This is a genomic window from Methylomonas sp. BW4-1 (genome assembly GCF_052474385.1).
On record NZ_CP184125.1, the window covers coordinates 1,101,716 to 1,121,379 of the forward strand.

Consider the following 19,664-nt stretch of genomic DNA (forward strand, 5'->3'; position numbering starts at 1 on the left):
TTGCTCACAGGCTGAACAATAACGAACGTCCTGATTTTCCGTTTGAACCAACTCGTCCCATTTTTTATTGCATTGTTTGCCAAAGATGCAGTTTCTGATCACGCTCACTTCGAATTCATTGCTGTATAAATTTAGCTGTGCGGCCAAAGTTAGCCAATGCAGGATTATAACTTAACCGAAAAATCAGCAATTCCCTTTTCGTTTTCAATGCAATATTGACCGCAACCGTTGGGCTCCTCTTGGTATCAAGAACGTCGTTCTTCACATCTTAGTAAAAAAGTGAGAAAATAATGCTATTCCATTTTTTGTAATAGAAATAATAATTTTAATCAATAAGTTGAGGATATTTTGGGCGAAAGTTATGAAGTTAAATCTGATTTAGCCCAGTTAATCAGGCTGGCGCTTGCCGAGCAAACCGAGGATGTGCGGCTGTTCGTGGCTCGACTCGTACGAAAGTACCGAAATACCGATCCAGAGCTGGCTGAACAAATGGATCTGTATCTACGCACGAAAGCGCCTCGCTCAAACACTACCATGCGCAAGGTCTCGCAACCCGCATTGCCGACGCAAACTGTGCCGGTCGACGACGAATCGAGACTATCACTGCTGAAGGTTTTCAAGGACGACCGCAGTCGCGAGCAGCCCCTTCTCTCGCTCGACCTAGAAGAAACCTTAAGTCAACTGATCCAAGAGCGCCGTCAAACAGAGCGTCTGGCATCAATGGGCCTGAGTCCAACACGATCCGCCATCTTTGTGGGCCCGCCAGGTGTTGGCAAAACGCTGACGGCGCGTTGGTTAGCCTCGCAATTGGGTGTGCCGCTGTATGTATTGGATCTGACCGCCGTCATGAGCAGTCTGCTCGGACGTAGCGGAAGTAACCTCCGTACAGCACTTGATTTCTCGAAACGTGGTCCTTGCGTATTGCTGCTGGATGAGATTGACGCCATCGCTAAGCGCCGTAGTGACGACGCCGATATCGGTGAGTTGAAGCGACTGGTCACCGTCATCCTGCAGGAGGTAGATGAGTGGCCTGCCACGAATTTGCTGCTGGCTGCCACTAATCATGCAGAGCTGATCGATCCTGCGTTATGGCGACGCTTCGATCTTGTGATCAATTTCAAGGCACCAGAAATGCCGGCTGTCAAACAGGCGATCAAACGATTTCTGGGCCAGGACTATGCGCTGTTTGGGCGTTGGATCGATATTCTGACTTTCGTCTTTAATGGTGAGTCATTTAGCGACATTGAACGGGATCTTCAGCGTTTTCGACGTGCTGTCGCGCTGGGTACAGCCTCAGACGCCGACCTGATCGAAGAATTCGTTAAATCGCGCGCGCTAGTCCTGGAGCGTCAGGGGCGTATTGATCTGGCGGTGCTGCTGGCCAAGCAGACTCGTCTTTCGCAGCACACGATCTCAGACATCACCGGGGTGAGCCGCGACACCATTCGCAAGTACACGAGCGAGCAACCGCTTACCACTAAGAAACCATCAAAAAGGAAGCCTGACGCATGAGCCAAACCAATTTTCTGATCGGGCGCGGCGAACTGCTGACTTACGACATCAAGGGACCGAAACGCATGCCTGGCAATGCTGAGGTGTACACCTTCGCACAAGCTGCCCAGCGATTAACGCCTCAGTTCTCGGCGACCGCTACCGCGCTCGATGCTTTACCTGCGCATGCCTGTCCTGGTGACTTCGGCGTTGCGAAACTGACAATGAATCCCAGCTACATTGCCCGGTCGTTCTTCCCGGTGGCAATGCTGCGCACTGTCGGCCTGGAATCGGTTGGTAGTCGTACTGTGAAGGTGACGCCCGACGGTTGGACCAAGAAGGGTGAGCCGCAGGAATGCACAACGACCGAATTGTTCGTCGCCGGTAAGCGCCAATCGTTTCGCCACATCAATGACTGGGCTCAGCAGATCGAGCCCGACTCCGATGAGGCGCTGGATTTGGCGCACATCGAGCAGTTCTCCGCATTCACGCCCCATGAACGCATTGCCAGCTACGGCAGCATCAAGGATCGCTTCTTCGAGGTGGGTATCCATTTGCTGCCTGATGAAAGTCGCCTGTTTGTCCAGCAATCTTTCGTGAAATACGCCAAGGAGGTCAGCGTAAAGGTTCACAGCGACCTTGGCTTCACAGCGGGCAACTTATGGTTCGTGCCGGTCGAAGGCAAACATGACCACATCGAACGGCTTGCCGAATTCGTGTTCGTGCGCGTCATCCGCCCTGTGCCCAAGTTGCGCAGCATGCGACCTGTGTACCGCACTGGCGAGGTGTCTGTAGGCTGCAACTTACCGACCGAGCAGCCGCTGTCGTCGGAGCCCAAGGTTGCCATTCTTGATGGTGGCTTGCCCAAACAGCACGCAATCGGTCCATGGCTTCGCTCGTATCGCGTTCTCGATGAAGATGCGCAGGACGATCCGGCAGGCTTGGAACATGGCCTAGCCGTCAGCTCCGCATTCCTATTCGGCCCTATCCAGCCGAACGGCAATGCGGCCCGTCCCTTTGCTTATGTCGATCACTTGCGCGTGCTCGACAAGGATGCCGATACGGAAGATCCGCTGGAGTTGTACCGGACCCTGGGCTTCGTCGAACAGGTCCTGCTCTCTCGGCAATACCAGTTTATTAACCTTAGCCTCGGCCCGGACTTGCCGATTGAGGATACCGATGTACACGCCTGGACGTCGGTCATTGACGATCTACTGAGCGACGGCGATACCTTGATGACCGTGGCCATCGGCAACAACGGTCAGATGGACCGCGCCTCCGGCAATGCCCGCGTGCAGGTGCCTTCCGATTGTGTCAACGCGCTGGCGGTAGGCGCTGCCAACGACACCGAAGCGAGTTGGGCACGCGCACCCTATAGCGCAGTCGGCCCAGGCCGCAGTCCAGGTGTCGTCAAGCCGGATCTGATGGCTTTCGGCGGCAATGCCGGCAATTATTTCCATGTGCTGTCGCCGGGCAAGAAAGCTGCGCTTTCGCCCCTGTTGGGCACTAGCTTCGCTTCCCCGTATCTGCTGCGCAGTGCTGTCGGTATTCGATCCATTTTGGGTGCGGAACTGTCGCCGCTGGCGATCAAGGCGCTGCTGGTTCACGCCGCAGACACCGCAAAGCACGACAAGCTAGAAGTAGGATGGGGCAAAGTGCCCGAGGATTTGATGAGCATCATCACCTGTTCGGAGGGCGTAGCGCGTGTGGTTTATCAAGGTGAGCTGAAGCCCGGTAAATACCTCCGCGCCTCATTGCCGCTGCCCGTCGGTGGCCTGAATGGCAGCATCCGCCTCAAGGCAACCTTTTGCTATGCCTCGCCGACCGATCCACAGGATGCCGCCGCATACACACGTGCGGGCTTGGAGGTTGTATTCCGTCCCAGCGACGAGAAGATCAAAGACGGCAAGGTCAACGCTGACACCAAGAGTTTCTTCGACATGAAGAAGTACGCGACCGAGGAAGAGCGGCGCTCCGACATGGGCAAATGGGAAACAGTCTTGCACAGCGCGAAAAACATGCGCGGTAGCAGTCTGAAGAATCCCGTTTTCGATATCCACTACAACGCACGTGAAGCCGGACACAAAGCGAACGGTGCAGAGAAGATCCGCTACGCGCTAATCATCACCGTCGAAGCTCCCAAGCATGCCGATCTCTACAATGAAATTCTGCGCGCCTACGCGAAAACGCTGGTGCCGATTCAGCCGCAAGTATCGCTGCCGATTCGCATCCGGTAAGCAGCGAGCACGATGTTGAACCTTTCACTTTGAGATTGAGCGACTTGTAACGGAGGCAACGAATGCCGGAACCCCTTAAACGAAAGATGAAGAACGGTACCTCGTATGAGCGCCCTTCCGAGATTGAAGCGTGGCTCAAGAAGCTGGAGACGGTTGAGGTTCCAGAGCGGCTTCAACAATTCGAGACGCTGTCTAGGAAAAGCCCTGGCCATGTGCCGTCTGAGGCATTGGTCTACTTTATGCGAAGAGCCTGGGCGGATGGTATGCAAGGAGATTTTGAAAAGATATTCCGCATTCTTATGAAACGGATCGAGCAATCCCTATGCTCTGTTATCTCTGATTCACGTATGGCTGGTGCCCGAGGGCTCCGGGAGGAGATTATGGGTCGATTCGCGGAACGAATTGCCAAAGATTGCAGAGGACGCACTGGTCTGCTGGATTTCTATGAAATCCGCTTCGACAAAGCATTCGCGGTTTTCCGCACGTCCGCTCTACGCCAGATTGGTCCGTCGGTAGTAGACACGGTGTCTTTGGGCACGGAAGAGGGCGATGGTCTGGAGATTTCAGCCGAGGTTGAGGCCGCCGCTGCGAACTTTCTAAGCGGCGATCCCAAAAGAATTGACGATCCGGTTTTCCGGTTGGAGCTAACCGCCGCGATTGGCAGTCTGCCAGAAGATCAAAAGCAGGTCGTCGGGCTACTATTGCAAGGTTTTCAGATTGACTCAAAGGACAAAAACGTTATGACCATTGCACGCATCCTGCAGTGCGACGAAAGGACGGTTCGCAACCGCCGCGATCGTGCTTGCAAGACGCTAAAGGCCATTCTTCAAGAGGAGAATGCACAATGACTGCCGAACAACATTCAAGACTTAGTGAGGAAGAGGTTCTTCTGGCCTTTTCCGTCGAGCCGACACATGACCACAAGACATTGGAGCAATACCTGACGGAGTACCCTGAGCATGCGAAGGCACTCGTCACCTGCTCGATTGAACTGATGGTGGATGCAACCCGCAGTGACGAGGTCGAAGTGATATCGGAAGGTGCCGTAGATCGGGCTTGGCAGCGGTTTCAAATTGTCATTGGCAAATCCGACGATGTGTTGGTTACAAACCCGTTTGCCGCACTCAATCCAACCGCTTTCAGGTCGCTCGCAAAGAAACTCGATATCACCAATCTGCTGCTGATACGCCTACGTGATCGTGCGATTGTGGCTACGACGATACCGCGACTCTTCGTTCAGAAACTCGCAACCGAATTGGGCGCGACCTTTGAATCGGTTATGGACTATCTGCAAAGTCCGCCGGCGATGGTTTCCGGCCTCAGCTTTCGATCAGCCGTGAAGCCGGAGGTCACCGAACAGATTTCTTTTGCGGAGGCAATTGAGATGTCTCATCTCACGACGGCTCAACTGGACGCCCTCAAGGCACTGCAGGACTAGTCATGGACGCGACCGAGGCCGCTCGTCAAGAAGCAGAGCGTATTCATCGAGCGGCAGTCGCGGCAGGTGATGATCCTTGGAAATTGCTCGATTTGGTCCGGCAGGAAGCGGCTCGAAGAGCGCTGGATGTGTATGCCTTGCTGTCCGGCGACTCCCAACTGAAAGGCGGGCGAGCGGCCTTAGATAGTCAGGCCGGGATCATTCTGTACGAGGATACGGGGTCTGAATTCGACCGTGCTTTTCTCATTGCCCATGAACTTGGGCATGTTGTGCTGGAGGGCGGCACACAGGATGTTGTGACAGAGCAAGTTGAACCGGATCGCTCTGCCGAGGAGGCACTGGTCGGCATTGAAAAGGTGATCGACTATGGTGCGCGGGAGCGACGGGAAATCCGGATGGATCTCTTTGCCCGTGAACTTCTCCTGCCACGTTCGGTGGTCCGACATCTCCATGTGAGCGACGGACGTTCTTCGACGGACATTGCCACCCGCCTTGGTGCGCCGCTGCAGGTGGTTCAGCAGCAGCTTCTGGATGCGCTATTGCTGCCAGAGGATTTTTCGACCGAATCATTCGCGGTTCCTACCGCAGCGTTGCTCCCCGACCCGACTCAGATTGCAGCGGCAGAACATCGCAATAGTGCGTTTCAGTTGCAAGCTGGACCTGGCACTGGCAAAACGCGAACGCTTGTGCGCCGAATCGAGAGCTTGCTCGCCGAAGGAGTGGACCCGATGTCCATCCTCGTCCTCACCTTCTCCAACAAAGCAGCCAATGAATTGAGCGAGCGGCTGGTCGCGAGCAACCCCTTTGCTGCCGCAGCGATGTGGATCGGCACATTCCATGCGTTCGGTTTGGATGTTATTCGTCGCTTTCATGACAAGTTGGGACTGCCCTCTGATCCACGCTTAGTCGATCGGTCAGAAGCAATCGAATTGCTCGAAGATGAGATGCCACGGCTTCCGCTTCGCCACTATCGCAATCTGTGGGACCCGGCACTCGATCTTAGCGACATGCTCCATGCGATATCGCGCGCCAAGGACGAGGTCATTAATGCGGCAGAGTATCGAACGTTGGCGCAAGTCATGGCTGACAACGCTGGTCATGATGAAGAAGCGGCCATGCGTGCAGAGAAATGTCTGGAGGTCGCACTGTTGTTCGAAACCTATGAACGACTAATGGCAGCTGGGCAATTGATCGATTTTGGTGATTTGGTTGCGCTACCGGTGCGTCTGGTTGAAACCGATGCCGAAGTGAGAGTGGCTCTGAAGGCGCGACACCAGCATGTTCTTGTAGATGAATATCAAGATGTCAACCGTGCTTCGGTGCGTTTGTTGAAAGCCATCGTGGGGGACGGTCGAAATCTTTGGGTTGTGGGTGATGCGCGTCAGTCCATCTATCGGTTTCGTGGCGCATCGGCCACCAACATGGCGCAATTCGCTGTGGATTTCCCAGGCGCGCAGGTGCGTCAATTGGGGGTTAACTATCGCTCGGGGCAAGAGGTCATCGAGGTTTTTACAGAATTCTCCAGCACGATGAGGGCTTCGGCGGATGCTTTGCCGCTGCAACTGATTGCTGATCGGGGCGTATTGAATGCCCGGCCGGAATTCCGGGTGGTCAGATCAACTGAGGATGAAATTTCGGCTATTGCAGCCGTGATCCAAGCGCAGCAGGAGGCAGGAATTCCGTACCGCAGGCAGGCGCTACTTTGTGCGTCCAATTCTCGCCTGAGTGACATCGCCGAAGGCCTGGAGGCCAGAGGCATTCCGGTACTGCACCTGGGCAGCCTCTTTGAACGCCCGGAGATTAAAGACCTGCTTGCATTGCTTTCGATGTTAACGGACCCGTATGCAGTCGGACTGGTGAGGGCCGTCACGATGTCGGCGCACGAGATACCGTTGCAAGAGGTCATGCAAATCATCGGACATCTCAGGGAAAGCAAAGCTGCCGCTCTCGACTGGAGCCAGGCTGGCGAGATGCTACCGAGTCTTACGGCAAAAAGCCAGACTGCCTTGTCGCGCTTAGCCGACCTTTTTGCCGGACTGAGCCCGATGGGCAACCCCTGGACGATCCTGGCCACATGGGTGATCGACCGGCTCGGGCTGGCGAAGGATCTCCATTTAGCGCGCGACCCGCAAAGTCGTATGAAGGGGTTGGCGTTGTGGCAGTTCCTCAACTTCTGCCGCAGCCAGCCATCGGGGACTGGTATTCCCAGTGTGCGTCTGCTTGATCGCATTCGCCGTCTTGTCCTACTGTCAGAAGATCGCGGTCTGCGACAACTGCCGGGAGTCGCTGAAGGCATTGATGCGGTGCGGCTGATGACCATCCATGGCAGCAAAGGTCTCGAATTCGACATCGTGCATATCCCCGGTATGGTGACGTCCGGTTTGCCGCGCAATAACATGGCACCGCGCTGCGTACCGCCAGATGGATTGATTCACGGTTCCCTAGGGTTGACCGGACTGGAAGCGGTTAAGGCTGGGCACGATGAGGAAGAGGAATGTTTGTTCTTCGTCGCGCTGTCACGTGCCCGTGATCGGCTTTTTCTCTATGCATCCTCGGTTCAGTCCAATGGGAAGATACGCAACCCTTCAAAATTCATTCCGGTGATTAATCATTTGCTTGCCCGTCCCTCCAATCCCTCACTGCGGAACAGGGCGGAGAGACCGGCAACCACCGTCGGAATTATCTGGGAGGAAAAGCCGGTCTGGACCGAGAAACAGGTCAACCTGTTCGAGCGATGTCCTCGCCGGTTTCTGTATACGCACGTGCTTAAACTTGGCGGGCGACGCACGGAAACAGCTTTCATGAAGATGCATAACGTTGTCAGTGATGTGTTCGATTGGCTAAAGACCGTTCATGAGACTACAACCCCTAGCGAATCAGAACTTAGTTTGCGCTTCGAAGATGCTTGGCAAGCCAAGGGCCCGGCAGATCATGGCTATGCAGAAGACTATCGCCGTATCGGTCGAGGCTTGGTCGACTACCTAATCGAAATCCGAAACAGTGGGATTCGCTCGCCGGTTGCGCCGCTCTCACTGGGTTGGGCCGAGGGCGATATCCTCGTCAAGCCGGATAGCGTGACCAGAAGTGATCGAGGGCAGATTGTGGTGGGGCGGGTCAAGACCGGCAAGCCGCTATCGAATGCGTTTGACGATATCGAATACACGATTCTCCATCTCGCAGCCGTCCAAGCCTACGGCGGGCAGGCTCAGGTTGAAGTAAGCTATTTGACCAGCAAGACGACAGAGCCAATGTCAATCTCGGCAAAGAAGCTTGAGACCCGACGCCAGAAAGTTCAGAATATTATGCAGAGCCTCCGCTCAGGCGATTTCCCATTGAAGGAAGAGGCACGGGCCTGTCCGCGCTGCCCGAGTTTCTTCATTTGTGGTGATCTGCCGGATGGTGCCATCACTATAAAAAAGTTGTAGACAACTTTCCGGTTCTGAAATGCACTGCGATTAACTAACTGAAGGCCAAAATCTGCAATCCCGCAGGGCCAACAGAAAGGTAATCACATGCAAACTAATACTTTTGCCGGCGATAGCCGGATTCCTGCCGAAGATGTTGGTACGGTAATTTGCCGTACCATTGACATCGCCGATCAAACCTTGAACTATCGGCAGGTGAATATTGATGACTTCACTCCAACCGGTGCACAGCTCGCTATCATTGCTGGCTTCAAGTCGGTCGATGGAGTTAGTGTCCTGCAAGTTCTGACAAACGGCGATCTGGAAGACGTTCGCCCTAATGAGACGGTAGACCTGCGTAGGGAGGATGGGCGCTTCGTCATCGTCGAAAGCGATCGCTCTTATCGGTTAACGATCGATGGCCAGCGTTTCGATTGGCCGTGCCACATCGTTTCGGGTGGATTGCTGCGCAAGCTTGGCCAAGTGCCAACTGAAAAGGCGATCTACTTCGAGCGGCAGGATCAGCTCGATTGCCAAGTTGACGACCAAGATCTCGTTGACCTTGACGCGGTTGGTGTCGAGTCGTTTGTCAGTCGCAAGCTCGTGTGGAAACTTAATGTACAGGGCGTCGTGCTGGAGCTTTTCGCTCCGACCATTGTGGTGCGAGAGGCGCTAGTTGAGGCCGGGTTCAACCCCGATCAGGGCTGGCATATTTTTCTCAAAATCGTCGGCCAGCAAAAGCAGCAGGTCGAGCTCTCTACCGTGATTGATCTGCGTACGCCTGGTATCGAGAAGCTACGACTCACACCGAAGGATGTCAACAACGGGGAGGCACCTGTGGTGCCTTGTCGCACGTTCTCTCTACTCGACGTTGATGAGGCGCATCTCAATCGCCTGGGCCTGAAGTGGGAAACCCTAGTCGAAGCCGAACGCCGTTGGCTTCTCCTTCATGACTATCCGTTGCCAGTCGGCTACACCGTCTCCCACAGCAAGGTTGCGTTGGAAATTCCACCCACCTATCCCGGCGCGCAAATCTATGGGTTCTATGTTCACCCACCGCTTGCATTGTCATCCGGCCGCGTGATCGCTAGTACCCAGCTTCGAGGTACACTACTCGGCGTCGAATTCCACGGCTGGTCTCGGAACCGCGGTCCTGCGGCACCTTGGGACGCCAATACCGACAACGTGATGACTCAGCTCACGCTAGTCGATGCCGCACTTGCTAAGGAGGTTGGCGAATGATTCCTGAAACCACTTTGGCCTTTAGCGGTGCCCTGCATGCTCAAGTGAAGCGGCACCTTTTTCCGAAAGATGGTCTAGAGGCGGCCGCCATCTTGATATGCACTCGTACACTAGGTCTGCGGCAGCGCTTTCTGGTTCGAGAGGTCATTTTTGTTCCATATGCCGCCTGCAAGCGTCGAGAACGCGATGCCATCACGTGGCCAGGCGAATACCTCGAACAGGCTATTGACCTGGCCGAGTCGACCAACTCCATCATGATCCTCATCCATTCACACCCCGGTGGACTGTTTGGATTCTCCGACGCAGACGACGAAAGCGACCGTAAGGTCATACCCAGCTTGTTCCACGCCTTCGGGGCCCTACATGGTTCGGCCATAATGACGGCTGACGGCGCGATTCGCGCACGGTTATACAATCCGAGCATCCAGGCGCGTAAGGTCGATCTTGTGACGGTCGCCGGCGATGATCTGTGCTACTGGTGGGACGACAAGGCCGGCTTTTACGGGCCTGATGATTGGCCCGTTGCCTTTACCAGTGGCATGACTGCCGAACTCGGTCGCCTTTCGGCCTCGGTGATCGGAGCGTCCGGAACGGGGTCGGTCGTAGGCGAGCAACTCGCCCGTCTCGGATTTGACCGTATTTTCGTAATCGATTTCGACCGGCTCGAAGGGAAAAATCTCAACCGTATCCTCAACTCGAATCGCGCCGATGCCGATGCGAATCGCCTAAAGGTTGAAGCTTTTGCCGAAGCTGTGGCCGCTTATCGCGGCGAAGGCGTGGTCATTCCGGTGCCTGCATCGATCGCAACACGGGATGCAGTGCTTGCGGCAGCTCAGTCCGATGTTATTTTCTGCTGTGTTGATACCCTCGAAGCCCGACAAATCGCAGACCTGATCGCGGCAGCGTTTCTTCTGCCGTTGTTTGACGTCGGCGTCGTCATTCCTGTGCGTAAGAAAGGCGATGCGTTCGCAATCGCCGATGTATGCGGTCGTATCGACTATGTTCAGCCCGGAGGCTCAACCCTGCAGGATCGCGAGGTATACACGCCTGAGAGTTTGCGCGGTGAGTATCTTCGGAAGGTGGCTCCTGAAGCGCACCAGCAAGAACTCAACGCCGGCTATCTCAAAGGGCTGGCCGAAGAAGCCCCAGCGGTGATTACTCTCAATATGCGTGCGGCATCGGCCTGTGTGAATGAGTTTATATCGCGCGCTTTTCCCTTCCGCTTGGAATCCAACCGTCTCTATGCCCGCACGCAGTTCAGTCTTGCGGCATGTGAAGAAGAACACTTCTCCGAGGACGTATTCAAGCGAGGGCCGAATAAACTCTTCGCACGAGGCGATGCCGAACCACTGCTAGGCTTGCCGGCACTTAAGTCGCCTACGCTATGACGATATCGATAAAAATAATGCGGTGGTGGCGTGACGTATGGGCTCAGCTCGGCCCGCGTCGCCAGCTGCGCATCATCGAGGGTGATAGTCTGCCGCATCAACTACCCAGGCGAGATCTTGTTCTCGCACGTGATGACGGTGAGGATTGGTGTGTGGGCATGCGTTGTCCATGCGGCTGTGGGCATGTGATTGAGCTCTTAGTCGTTGCTGAAGCGAAGCCGCGATGGGATGTGTCGGTGGACGCAAAGGGCAGGCCCTCGCTTACTCCGTCGGTCTGGCTGAAGAATGGCTGTCGTTCTCATTTTTGGATTCGCAAAGGCCGCGTTCATTGGTGCTGAAAGCTACAGGAGATAGCGGTCCTATCCATGGAGGTGGACCGTCTATCAGAGCATCTTGTAACGGCAGCATGTATGAGAAAGGGATATAGCCTCGGGCCTCAACTTGTGTTGGTTGTCCGCTTACGATTTAGGTGGTATGTGCCGGAGATGTAGGGATATGATTCGAGTCCATAAAATTCATTGTACATCTATGAATTTACGAGTCAGCTTCGCAACCAATACCTGCCGTTCATGATAGCCGGAATTTGAGCGACATAAATGTCAGCAACATGGCAGAAATTAGTGGCTCAATACCAACTCACAAAATTGAAAATCAAACCCGCTTCTGAGTATTTGCTAATAAAGTATTCATCGCCCAAGCCACGATAAAGATGCCAATGGGCATAGATTGCGGTGGCACAGGAAATGGCAGCGTCAGTCCCATCAGAAAAAGGTATAACGCTCCCAGCATGGCATAGATGCTGTAACGATGCGCCATTGGACTGGGATAGTCAAAATTGGTCTGGCTGATCTTGCGCCGCACCAGTCCGTCGACGACAAACGGCAGTAAGGAAGTCGCCAGGTAGGGCAACCAAATGCAGGCGGTAGTCAGGCGCTTGATCATTTGAAAGATGGTGTCCCACAGCACGTTGAGCCGGCTTTCGATAAAAGGAAACAAATCGTTGCGTCCCACATCCTCGAAGCATTTGGACATCTGGCGTTCGCGCTCGGTCGGAATGAAGTAGCGGAACATGCATCTCTCGGATGCTGGTGCTGAAGAGCAAGCGATCAAACCAGCGCTGCGCGGTGGGGCTGATTTGAGATTCTTTATCGGCGCCAAAATAGCCAATCATCATCCAATCTTTGGTGCGCCGCAGTTCACGCGTCCAGCGGTCAGAAACAAAATTGACTACCAGGATCACTTCCAGAAGCCAGAGCATCAGGCTGAACAATGGATTGTACGTCATGAGCCTGTGCCGTGACGATCTAGTGCAGACCGCAGTATCGACAAGCGCTCTTTGACGATCCGGCCGCCGGATAACTTGGCGATGTAATGCAAGTCAGGTAGTTGTCCGAGTAACTGCGGCGCAAACAAATCGCGTTTTTCTTTCATCAAGCGTTCGCCGATATTGCCGGAAAACACGGTGGGATTGGTCGCGCTGGTGGCCACGCCTGGGGTGAGCATGATGTACTTCAACCGCATCTTTGGTAGGTTGTTGGTAATGAACTGCTGGGTTTCACTGTCTATGAGTCGCAGGGCGATCAGACTATCCTGGCGCAAAGTCATGTTCGATGCGGCCACTTTGAATTGGAAGGGAGGGCAGTAAAATCCTGGTCATTGCCCTCCGACCATCTGCCCCAATTTGACCAAGGCCTGATTGACTCGCTCGTCCCAATCCACCGCGCAATTCAGGCGGATGAAATTGCGGTATTTTTGCGTGGCCGAGAACATCGGGCCGGGCGCGATGCTGATGCCTTGCTGCAAGGCGCGCCGGCTCAGTGCCGTCGCATCGATGGTTTCCGGCAACTCCACCCAGATCACGAAGCCGCCTTCCGGCTGGGTAACGCGAGTGCCCGGCGGAAAATAAGCGCCGATGGCCGCCGTCATTCTCTCCACGGCTTGCCGGTATTGGTTGCGCGCCTGGCGCAGATGGCGTTCGTAGCCGCCCTTCGCCAGCATTTCTGCGACCGTCAATTGCGCGTGGGTCGGCGTTGCCAAGTTGCCGACGTATTTCAGGTATTCGGTTTGTTCCAGGTACGGCCCGGCTACCAGCCAACCGACCCTTAAACCAGGGCACAGCGATTTGGAAAACGACGAGCAATACAATACCCGTCCATCACTGTCCCAGCTTTTCGCCATCGACGGTCGTTGCGGGCCGAAGCCCAGGTCGCCGTAAACGTCGTCCTCGATCAGCGCGATCCGGTAGCGGCCGACCAGTTCCACCAAGGCGCGTTTGCGTGTGTCGCTCATACAGTAACCCAAGGGATTGCTGTAGTTGAGAACCGCGATACAAGCCTTGATCGGCCATTGCTCGCAAGCCAGTTGCAAGGCGTCCAGCGCGATGCCGTCGCGCGGATGAGTCGGAATTTCGATCGTACGTAGCGATAACGACTCGATGACTTGCAACAGTCCGTAAAAGGTCGGCGATTCGACGGCGACGATGTCGCCCGGCTTGGTGATCGCTTTCAAAGCCAGCGTCATCGCTTCCTGGCAACCGTTGGTGATCAGAATGTCGTTGGGGTTGACCGGGCAGCCTTGTTCCGACATGCGCCGAGCAATTTGCCGGCGCAATTCCGGCGCCCCTGGTGGAAACTCGTAATTGGCAATGCGCTGGCTGTAACGGCGGGCGACGTTGGCCGATAGCTGGGCCATTTTTTGGGTCGGCAAAAACGACGCCGCCGGTACCGCCGCGCCCAGTTGCACGATTCTCGGATCGTTGGCGGCCTTGACCAGACGCAACACCATTTCCTGACCTGTCACCAGCGTCGGTTCGCGCGGCGGCGCTGACATCGCCGGTTCCTGCAACGAACTGCGTGGGCGCTGCCTGACGTAATAGCCCGAGCGCTGCCTGGCTTCGAGATGGCCCTGGTCCTCCAGCAACCGCAAGGCGCTGACTGCCGTCGCGGTACTGACCTGATGTTGCTGACTGAGCTGGCGCACGCTGGGCAGGCGTTCCCCCGGCCGGTACAGATTCTGCGCGATGGCGTTGAGCAAATGTTCGGCGAGGTTTTCGTAACGAAGATTCATGGCGGCGAGCAATACAATTTCGGCATTTTGCGACCGATACAATTCAATTTTTGTCGAAATTGTATCGATATAATTTACAGAGTTTGCATCTGTATCGATTGCCCGATCATAGCCTAAAGTAGCGCCTCCGATCAAACAGGGCAACATTATGAAACTTCGCTTGTTGCGCCGCGCCGCGTATGCCGCTGGCGGCCGAAACCCTAGTACGACTTCCCAATCCTCCGAGCTGACGCGCGGTTATTGGTTTGGCTGCGCCGGCATTCTTGGCTTCAGCCTGACCCTGCCGGCGACCCGGCTGGCGGTGGCGGAACTCGATCCGGTATTCGTCGGTTTGGGCCGAGCGGTTGCCGCATCGTTGTTGGCGGCATTGGCGTTATGGTGGCGAGGCGGCCGCTTGCCCAAGGGCGGTCAATGGCTCAGGTTGGCCGCGACCGCCGGCGGCGTGGTGATCGGCTTTCCGCTGTTGTCGGCATTGGCCTTGCGACAAGTTTCGGCGGTGCATGGTGCCGTGGTGGTTGGCTTGACGCCGTTGTTGACCGCCGGTTTCGGCGCGTTGCTGTCGGGCGAACGGCCGGCATGGCAATTTTGGTTGGCAACGGCATCGGGTAGCGCGGCCATCCTGGTCTTCGTCTATCTGTCCGGAGCGGCGGGACTGCAGCAAGCGGATCTGTATCTGCTGGCGGCCGTTGCCTGCGCGGCCTACGGTTATGCCGAAGGCGCGCGGCTGGCGAAACAGCTGGGCGCTTGGCAAACCATCAGTTGGGCGTTGTTGATGACCGCGCCGCTGTTGTTGCCGTGGGTGGTGGAAGCCGCGCCGCCGCGCTTCGAGCTGGTCACCTGGCCTAGTTTGTTAGGGTTTGCCTACGTCAGCGTGGTCAGCATGTATCTGGCTTTTTTTGCCTGGTATTGCGGTCTGGCGCTGGGCGGCACCGCGCGGATAGGCCAACTGCAATTGCTGCAGCCGTTTCTCAGCATGGCGGCGGGTTCGGTGTTGATCGGCGAAAGCGTCGAGATTGAACAATTGGCAACCGCCTCTGTAGTCGTCGCCTGCGTCTTGGCCGGCAGAAAATCCTCATATCAACGCTAACATCAGGAGAATATTATGAGTACCCATTCGATAACCTGGCTGAACGGCCAACTGTTGCCCACCAGCCAAGCGCTTATGCCGGTGAACGACCACGGTTTGCTGTACGGTGACGGAGTCTTCGAGGGCATACGCTTTTACCGACGCAGGGCTTTTCGGCTGCAACAACATTTGCAACGCCTGGCGCTATCGGCGCGGGCGATTGCGCTGGACATACCGCTCTCCGCCGTCGAATTGACGGCGATCATCGAACGGCTGATCGATGCGTTTGCCGACGACGACGGCTATATCCGCTTGATGGTCACGCGCGGCGTCGGCCCGCTGGGTTTGAATCCCAAGAGCTGTTCGCAGCCCAATGTCATCGCCATCGCCGACCAATTGATGATGATAGACACTGGTCAACAGCAGGTCGGGGCGCGGCTGATCGTTTCGTCGGTGCGCCGCGTGCCGGCCGACGGCCTGGACCCACGCATCAAAAGCCTGAATTATTTGAACCACATTCTGGCCAAAATCGAAGCCAACCACGGCGGCGCCGACGAAGCTATACTGCTTAACGCCCAAGGCCGGGTGGCCGAAGGTACGGCGGATAATATTTTTATCGTGCGCAACGGCCGCTTGTTAACACCGCCTTGCAGCGAAGGCGCGCTGGAAGGCATCACCCGCGATTTGGTGTTGGAATTGGCGCGCGCCGACGGCATCGAAATCGGTGAACAGCCGTTGGGCGTGTACGATTTGTACGCCGCCGACGAATGTTTTTTGACCGGCACCGGCGCGGAACTGATTGCGGTGGCCAGTATCGACTGCCGATCATTGCCTAGTTGCCCAGGACCGGTATTCCAACGCTTGCAACAGGCCTTTCGGCGTACCATAGCCCAAGAATGCGGAGGTGAAAAATGAATTTGTTGGAAAATTTGCAGTTGCAGGCGCGTTACAGCCAGTGGGTCAATCAGCGTTTGTACGACGTCTGCGCCAACTTGACCGAAGATGACCCCAAACGGGATAGGGGCGTATTTTTCCATTCCATACACGGCACCTGGAATCATTTGCTGCTCGGCGATCGCGTCTGGCTGGCCCGCTTGCAAGGCCAGCCGGTGCCGTATCAATGCCTGGACTTGGAACTGTATGCCGATTTCGCCGAATTGCGGGCGGCGCAAGCCGATTGCGACCAAGCCTTGCGGGATTGGATTAAAGGTTTGCAAACCGACGATTTGCAACGGCGCATCACTTTCCGCAGCCTGTCCACCGGACAGGACAAGGAACTGAGCGTCCCAATCATGTTGACCGCCTTGCTGAACCACAAAACCCATCATCGCGGCCAAATCACCGCGTTGCTGAGTCAGTGCGGCTGCGAGTCCGGCGACATCGATTTTATTTGTGCGCCGGTTAGCATTACGTTGGGCTTTACCAGCAGGACTATATGATGTTGTTGGAAACACATTGGGTTTTATCTTTTTTAGCGCTTGGGACATTCGTCGGATTTATGGCCGGGCTCCTAGGTATTGGTGGTGGCGGGATTATGGTACCCGTCCTAACGACAATCTTTATTTATCAGGGCATTCCGGTTGAAAAAGTGATTCATTTGGCATTGGGAACATCCATGGCGTCAATCATTGTTACTTCTTTGTCAAGTATGAGAGCACATAATGCAAAAGGTGCTGTCGTTTGGAATATCGTTAAAATTATGTCGCTTGGCATCATCCTGGGGACATTTGTCGCCACATTTATAGCAGTCAATACCCGCCCACTTTATCTTGCCTTGTTTTTTTCATTATTCATGGCCTACGTTTCAAGCCAAATGTTTTTGGACAAGAAACCAAAAGCTAGTAGAAAACTCGCAGGCAATGGCGGGTTGTTATTTGCTGGTTCCGGTATTGGTGCAATATCTGCGCTGGTATCAATCGGAGGTGGTTCCTTAACCGTTCCATATCTCGTTTGGCAAAATGTCGATATCAAGAAAGCCATTGGAACATCAGCCGCAATAGGCTTCCCCATATCCATCGCTGGCACCGCAGGCTATGTCATCAATGGCTGGACGGTGACATCGGGAAGCGAATATACGTTTGGGTTTGTTTACGCTCCAGCCGTACTTCTAATTTCTGCGGCAAGCTTCATTACAGCACCTTACGGAGCTCGGCTGGCTCACAAAATACCAGTCGCGTCTTTAAAAAAAATCTTTGCATTACTGCTGATTCTGCTTAGTCTAAAGATGCTTTTTTCAGTGTTATAGAAATATGGCTTGATTATATTTACCATTGACAGGGTGTTGAAAAACAGTTGCATAGACATGAGTAAGGCTTCAAATTGACCATTTGAAGCGGGATTTAGCAATATTGATTGCTAAATATAGATCGCTTGAAGTGCCAAATATAGAAAATTAACAACCTGCCAGATATTCCGTTAACCTTCTCAGTCCACAGAATGTACAGTAGTCATGCCGTAGAACCTGCGCCTATCGGAGTCCTCGATTCCGGTGTCGGCGGGCTATCGGTTCTTCGCGCGTTGCGCGCGAGGATGCCCGAGGAATCGTTTATTTACGTTTCGGACGGTGCCAACGCTCCTTATGGCGACAAATCTTCAGAGTTCATTCTGGAGCGAACACGGCAAATAGCAGGATTTTTGTTGCGGCGAGGCGCAAAATCGCTGGTACTGGCCTGCAATACCGCCAGCGTCGTCTCCGCACAACGGCTGCGATCTCTTCATACCCTACCTATAATTGCCATGGAGCCGGCAATCAAGCCCGCCGCTCAAATAACCAAGACAAAGGCGGTTCTCGTGCTAGCCACGACCAATACGATACGAAGCGAATCCGTCACGCGACTCTGTGACACATACGCCCAAGGTGTTCGCGTGATCTTGCAGGCCTGTCCCGGGCTTGCCGATCAAGTGGAACTCGGGCGGATAAATCACGAATCGACCTATGCACTATTGGAAAATTACCTGCGGCCGGGTCTCACAGCCGGTGCGGACGTCATTGTTCTGGGTTGCACGCATTACGCGTTTTTGATGGAGTCGATTGCGCGGATATCGGGACCATCCGTCACTATCATCGAGCCGTCAGTAGCCATCGCTCGGCAGCTTCACCGGGTACTGCCGGCATCGATCGGCAGCGTGTGCAAGCCGGTGGTAACGGAATTCTACTCAACGGGTTCATTGGAGAGCCTCTCGTGCTTTTTGGCGGCCGTTGGTGAATCCTATGAACATGTAAATCGGTTTCCGTCGAGCGAGGCCTGATCCTTTGTTCAACCGAGCCCGCAACAGCGGGCCGCTTCGCGCGCGAGATAGGCTTTGCTCGAATCTATTCACGCCCGTAAGGAGATTTTCCACTGTGGATATACCACGAATATTTAACATCACCGAAAGCGCTCACCGCATCCATAACCCGATCACAGCAGAACAACTCGCTACGCTCGGCTCAGCGCTGCGTCTGGAAGCGGGGACCCGAGTGCTTGACCTCGGCAGTGGATCGGGGGAGATGCTGTGCACTTGGGCACGCGATCACGGCGTCATAGGCACCGGCATCGACATGAGCCTGTTGTTCACAGAACAAGCGAAACGCCGTGCCGATGCACTCGGCGTCACCGATCAAGTCGAGTTCATCCATGGCAATGCGGCCGGCTATATTTCCGAGGAGAAGGTCGGTGTGGCGGCTTGTGTCGGTGCCACCTGGATCGGCGGTGGCTTCGCCGGCACGATCGAGTTGCTCGTGAGGAGTTTGCGTACCGGAGGAATCATCCTTATCGGCGAGCCCTTCTGGCGGCAATTACCGCCGACGGAAGCGGTCGCTAGGGGATGTCTTGCCAACGCAATCGCCGACTTTCTCATGCTCCCGGAACTTCTCGCGTCTTTCGGCCGCCTTGGCTATGACGTCGTGGAAATGGTTCTGGCCGACCAAGATGGCTGGGACAGATACGAGGCGGCCAAATGGCTCACCATGCGCCGATGGCTTGAAGCCAATCCCGAAGACGAATTCGCGCAAGAGGTTCGGGCCCAACTGACCGCGGAACCCGTACGCTACGCCGCTTACACGCGTGAGTACCTGGGCTGGGGAGTGTTCGCGCTGATGCCAAGGTGATGTGTTGACGCATCCGTGGACCATCCACTGTTGTGGTGCGTAACCAGCTGGTGACTCCGTTGTCGCTGTGATTGGCAAGGCTAGTAGCCCCGAATATGCTTCGCTATTCGGGGCTACGGGGCTTACGTTTTGTCCGATTTATTCGCTTCGACCTCGAGCAAGACCATTGCCACATGGGCTTTGCCGTCCGCGCTCAATGGCACCTGATCCAAATAATCTGAACAAACCGTTTCGATGAACGA

Annotated in this window: 18 protein-coding genes; 15 read left to right on the plus strand and 3 right to left on the minus strand. The window is 55.1% G+C overall.

Annotated features, from left to right (window positions below; genetic code table 11):
• Window positions 1-348 precede the first annotated feature (348 nt).
• The 8 genes from ACH5Y9_RS04915 (at window position 349) to ACH5Y9_RS04950 (ending at window position 11,538) form a co-directional block, all read left to right on the plus strand.
• Window positions 349-1,512 carry an AAA family ATPase gene (locus ACH5Y9_RS04915; RefSeq protein WP_445368737.1) on the plus strand — a complete coding sequence of 388 codons (1,164 nt, stop codon included), beginning with the start codon at window positions 349-351 and terminating at the stop codon, window positions 1,510-1,512.
• Window positions 1,509-3,728, plus strand: coding sequence for a S8 family peptidase (locus ACH5Y9_RS04920; protein WP_445368738.1), 2,220 nt, complete (start codon window positions 1,509-1,511; stop codon window positions 3,726-3,728). Before ACH5Y9_RS04915 ends, ACH5Y9_RS04920 begins: the two co-directional genes overlap by 4 nt.
• 62 nt (window positions 3,729-3,790) lie before the next feature.
• Window positions 3,791-4,576 (plus strand): hypothetical protein, encoded by a 786-nt coding sequence (locus ACH5Y9_RS04925; protein ID WP_445368739.1) that lies wholly within the window; start codon window positions 3,791-3,793, stop codon window positions 4,574-4,576.
• The gene (locus ACH5Y9_RS04930; RefSeq protein ID WP_445368740.1) at window positions 4,573-5,166 is read left to right on the plus strand and encodes a hypothetical protein; all 594 of its coding nucleotides are present in this window, start codon (window positions 4,573-4,575) and stop codon (window positions 5,164-5,166) included. The genes ACH5Y9_RS04925 and ACH5Y9_RS04930 overlap by 4 nt, the downstream gene beginning before the upstream one ends.
• A gap of 2 nt (window positions 5,167-5,168) precedes the next feature.
• Window positions 5,169-8,591 carry a UvrD-helicase domain-containing protein gene (locus ACH5Y9_RS04935; RefSeq protein WP_445368741.1) on the plus strand — a complete coding sequence of 1,141 codons (3,423 nt, stop codon included), beginning with the start codon at window positions 5,169-5,171 and terminating at the stop codon, window positions 8,589-8,591.
• Between the two features lie 87 nt (window positions 8,592-8,678).
• Entirely contained in the window at window positions 8,679-9,812 is a 1,134-nt protein-coding gene (locus ACH5Y9_RS04940) for a multiubiquitin domain-containing protein (RefSeq protein ID WP_445368742.1), read from the plus strand.
• Entirely contained in the window at window positions 9,809-11,200 is a 1,392-nt protein-coding gene (locus tag ACH5Y9_RS04945) for a ThiF family adenylyltransferase (protein ID WP_445368743.1), read from the plus strand. Before ACH5Y9_RS04940 ends, ACH5Y9_RS04945 begins: the two co-directional genes overlap by 4 nt.
• Before the next feature lie 158 nt (window positions 11,201-11,358).
• On the plus strand, window positions 11,359-11,538 hold the full coding sequence (locus ACH5Y9_RS04950) for a DUF6527 family protein (protein WP_445369873.1): 180 nt from the start codon (window positions 11,359-11,361) through the stop codon (window positions 11,536-11,538).
• A 313-nt stretch (window positions 11,539-11,851) separates the two neighbouring features.
• Here ACH5Y9_RS04950 and ACH5Y9_RS04955 read toward each other — a convergent pair whose 3' ends face one another.
• On the minus strand, window positions 11,852-12,271 hold the full coding sequence (locus ACH5Y9_RS04955; protein ID WP_445368744.1) for a DUF4400 domain-containing protein: 420 nt from the start codon (window positions 12,269-12,271) through the stop codon (window positions 11,852-11,854).
• Between ACH5Y9_RS04955 and ACH5Y9_RS04960 the strand changes: the two genes are divergently transcribed.
• The gene (locus ACH5Y9_RS04960; RefSeq protein ID WP_445368745.1) at window positions 12,270-12,500 is read left to right on the plus strand and encodes a hypothetical protein; all 231 of its coding nucleotides are present in this window, start codon (window positions 12,270-12,272) and stop codon (window positions 12,498-12,500) included. The two genes, ACH5Y9_RS04955 and ACH5Y9_RS04960, sit on opposite strands and share 2 nt — an antisense overlap.
• Here ACH5Y9_RS04960 and ACH5Y9_RS04965 read toward each other — a convergent pair.
• Window positions 12,482-12,805 carry a hypothetical protein gene (locus ACH5Y9_RS04965; RefSeq protein WP_445368746.1) on the minus strand — a complete coding sequence of 108 codons (324 nt, stop codon included), beginning with the start codon at window positions 12,803-12,805 and terminating at the stop codon, window positions 12,482-12,484. The two genes, ACH5Y9_RS04960 and ACH5Y9_RS04965, sit on opposite strands and share 19 nt — an antisense overlap.
• 48 nt (window positions 12,806-12,853) lie before the next feature.
• Window positions 12,854-14,266, minus strand: a complete 1,413-nt coding sequence (locus ACH5Y9_RS04970) for an aminotransferase-like domain-containing protein (RefSeq protein ID WP_445368747.1) — start codon at window positions 14,264-14,266, stop codon at window positions 12,854-12,856.
• A gap of 148 nt (window positions 14,267-14,414) precedes the next feature.
• Between ACH5Y9_RS04970 and ACH5Y9_RS04975 the strand changes: the two genes are divergently transcribed.
• From ACH5Y9_RS04975 to ACH5Y9_RS05000, 6 genes are all read left to right on the plus strand, one after another.
• Window positions 14,415-15,353, plus strand: coding sequence for a DMT family transporter (locus ACH5Y9_RS04975; RefSeq protein ID WP_445368748.1), 939 nt, complete (start codon window positions 14,415-14,417; stop codon window positions 15,351-15,353).
• Window positions 15,354-15,368: 15 nt separating this feature from the next.
• The gene (gene ilvE / locus ACH5Y9_RS04980; protein WP_445368749.1) at window positions 15,369-16,247 is read left to right on the plus strand and encodes a branched-chain-amino-acid transaminase; all 879 of its coding nucleotides are present in this window, start codon (window positions 15,369-15,371) and stop codon (window positions 16,245-16,247) included.
• Window positions 16,244-16,771: a DinB family protein gene (locus ACH5Y9_RS04985; RefSeq protein WP_445368750.1), complete on the plus strand. Its 528-nt coding sequence runs from the start codon at window positions 16,244-16,246 to the stop codon at window positions 16,769-16,771. The genes ilvE and ACH5Y9_RS04985 overlap by 4 nt, the downstream gene beginning before the upstream one ends.
• Entirely contained in the window at window positions 16,768-17,577 is an 810-nt protein-coding gene (locus ACH5Y9_RS04990) for a sulfite exporter TauE/SafE family protein (RefSeq protein WP_445368751.1), read from the plus strand. The genes ACH5Y9_RS04985 and ACH5Y9_RS04990 overlap by 4 nt, the downstream gene beginning before the upstream one ends.
• Before the next feature lie 191 nt (window positions 17,578-17,768).
• The gene (gene murI / locus ACH5Y9_RS04995; RefSeq protein WP_445368752.1) at window positions 17,769-18,581 is read left to right on the plus strand and encodes a glutamate racemase; all 813 of its coding nucleotides are present in this window, start codon (window positions 17,769-17,771) and stop codon (window positions 18,579-18,581) included.
• Between the two features lie 94 nt (window positions 18,582-18,675).
• Complete coding sequence (locus ACH5Y9_RS05000; protein WP_445368753.1) at window positions 18,676-19,422, plus strand: SAM-dependent methyltransferase; 747 nt, start codon at window positions 18,676-18,678, stop codon at window positions 19,420-19,422.
• Window positions 19,423-19,664 lie beyond the last annotated feature (242 nt).

Excerpts from the sequence above, each read along its gene's own strand:
- ACH5Y9_RS04920 (WP_445368738.1), top strand. The coding sequence starts at position 1,509 with ATGAGCCAAACCAATTTTCTGATCGGGCGCGGCGAACTGCTGACTTAC.
- ACH5Y9_RS04925 (WP_445368739.1), top strand. The coding sequence starts at position 3,791 with ATGCCGGAACCCCTTAAACGAAAGATGAAGAACGGTACCTCGTATGAG.
- ACH5Y9_RS04930 (WP_445368740.1), top strand. The coding sequence starts at position 4,573 with ATGACTGCCGAACAACATTCAAGACTTAGTGAGGAAGAGGTTCTTCTG.
- ACH5Y9_RS04935 (WP_445368741.1), top strand. The coding sequence starts at position 5,169 with ATGGACGCGACCGAGGCCGCTCGTCAAGAAGCAGAGCGTATTCATCGA.
- ACH5Y9_RS04940 (WP_445368742.1), top strand. The coding sequence starts at position 8,679 with ATGCAAACTAATACTTTTGCCGGCGATAGCCGGATTCCTGCCGAAGAT.
- ACH5Y9_RS04945 (WP_445368743.1), top strand. The coding sequence starts at position 9,809 with ATGATTCCTGAAACCACTTTGGCCTTTAGCGGTGCCCTGCATGCTCAA.
- ACH5Y9_RS04950 (WP_445369873.1), top strand. The coding sequence starts at position 11,359 with ATGCGTTGTCCATGCGGCTGTGGGCATGTGATTGAGCTCTTAGTCGTT.
- ACH5Y9_RS04960 (WP_445368745.1), top strand. The coding sequence starts at position 12,270 with ATGCATCTCTCGGATGCTGGTGCTGAAGAGCAAGCGATCAAACCAGCG.
- ACH5Y9_RS04955 (WP_445368744.1), bottom strand. The coding sequence starts at position 12,271 with ATGTTCCGCTACTTCATTCCGACCGAGCGCGAACGCCAGATGTCCAAA.
- ACH5Y9_RS04965 (WP_445368746.1), bottom strand. The coding sequence starts at position 12,805 with ATGACTTTGCGCCAGGATAGTCTGATCGCCCTGCGACTCATAGACAGT.
- ACH5Y9_RS04970 (WP_445368747.1), bottom strand. The coding sequence starts at position 14,266 with ATGAATCTTCGTTACGAAAACCTCGCCGAACATTTGCTCAACGCCATC.
- ACH5Y9_RS04975 (WP_445368748.1), top strand. The coding sequence starts at position 14,415 with ATGAAACTTCGCTTGTTGCGCCGCGCCGCGTATGCCGCTGGCGGCCGA.
- ilvE (WP_445368749.1), top strand. The coding sequence starts at position 15,369 with ATGAGTACCCATTCGATAACCTGGCTGAACGGCCAACTGTTGCCCACC.
- ACH5Y9_RS04985 (WP_445368750.1), top strand. The coding sequence starts at position 16,244 with ATGAATTTGTTGGAAAATTTGCAGTTGCAGGCGCGTTACAGCCAGTGG.
- ACH5Y9_RS04990 (WP_445368751.1), top strand. The coding sequence starts at position 16,768 with ATGATGTTGTTGGAAACACATTGGGTTTTATCTTTTTTAGCGCTTGGG.
- murI (WP_445368752.1), top strand. The coding sequence starts at position 17,769 with ATGTACAGTAGTCATGCCGTAGAACCTGCGCCTATCGGAGTCCTCGAT.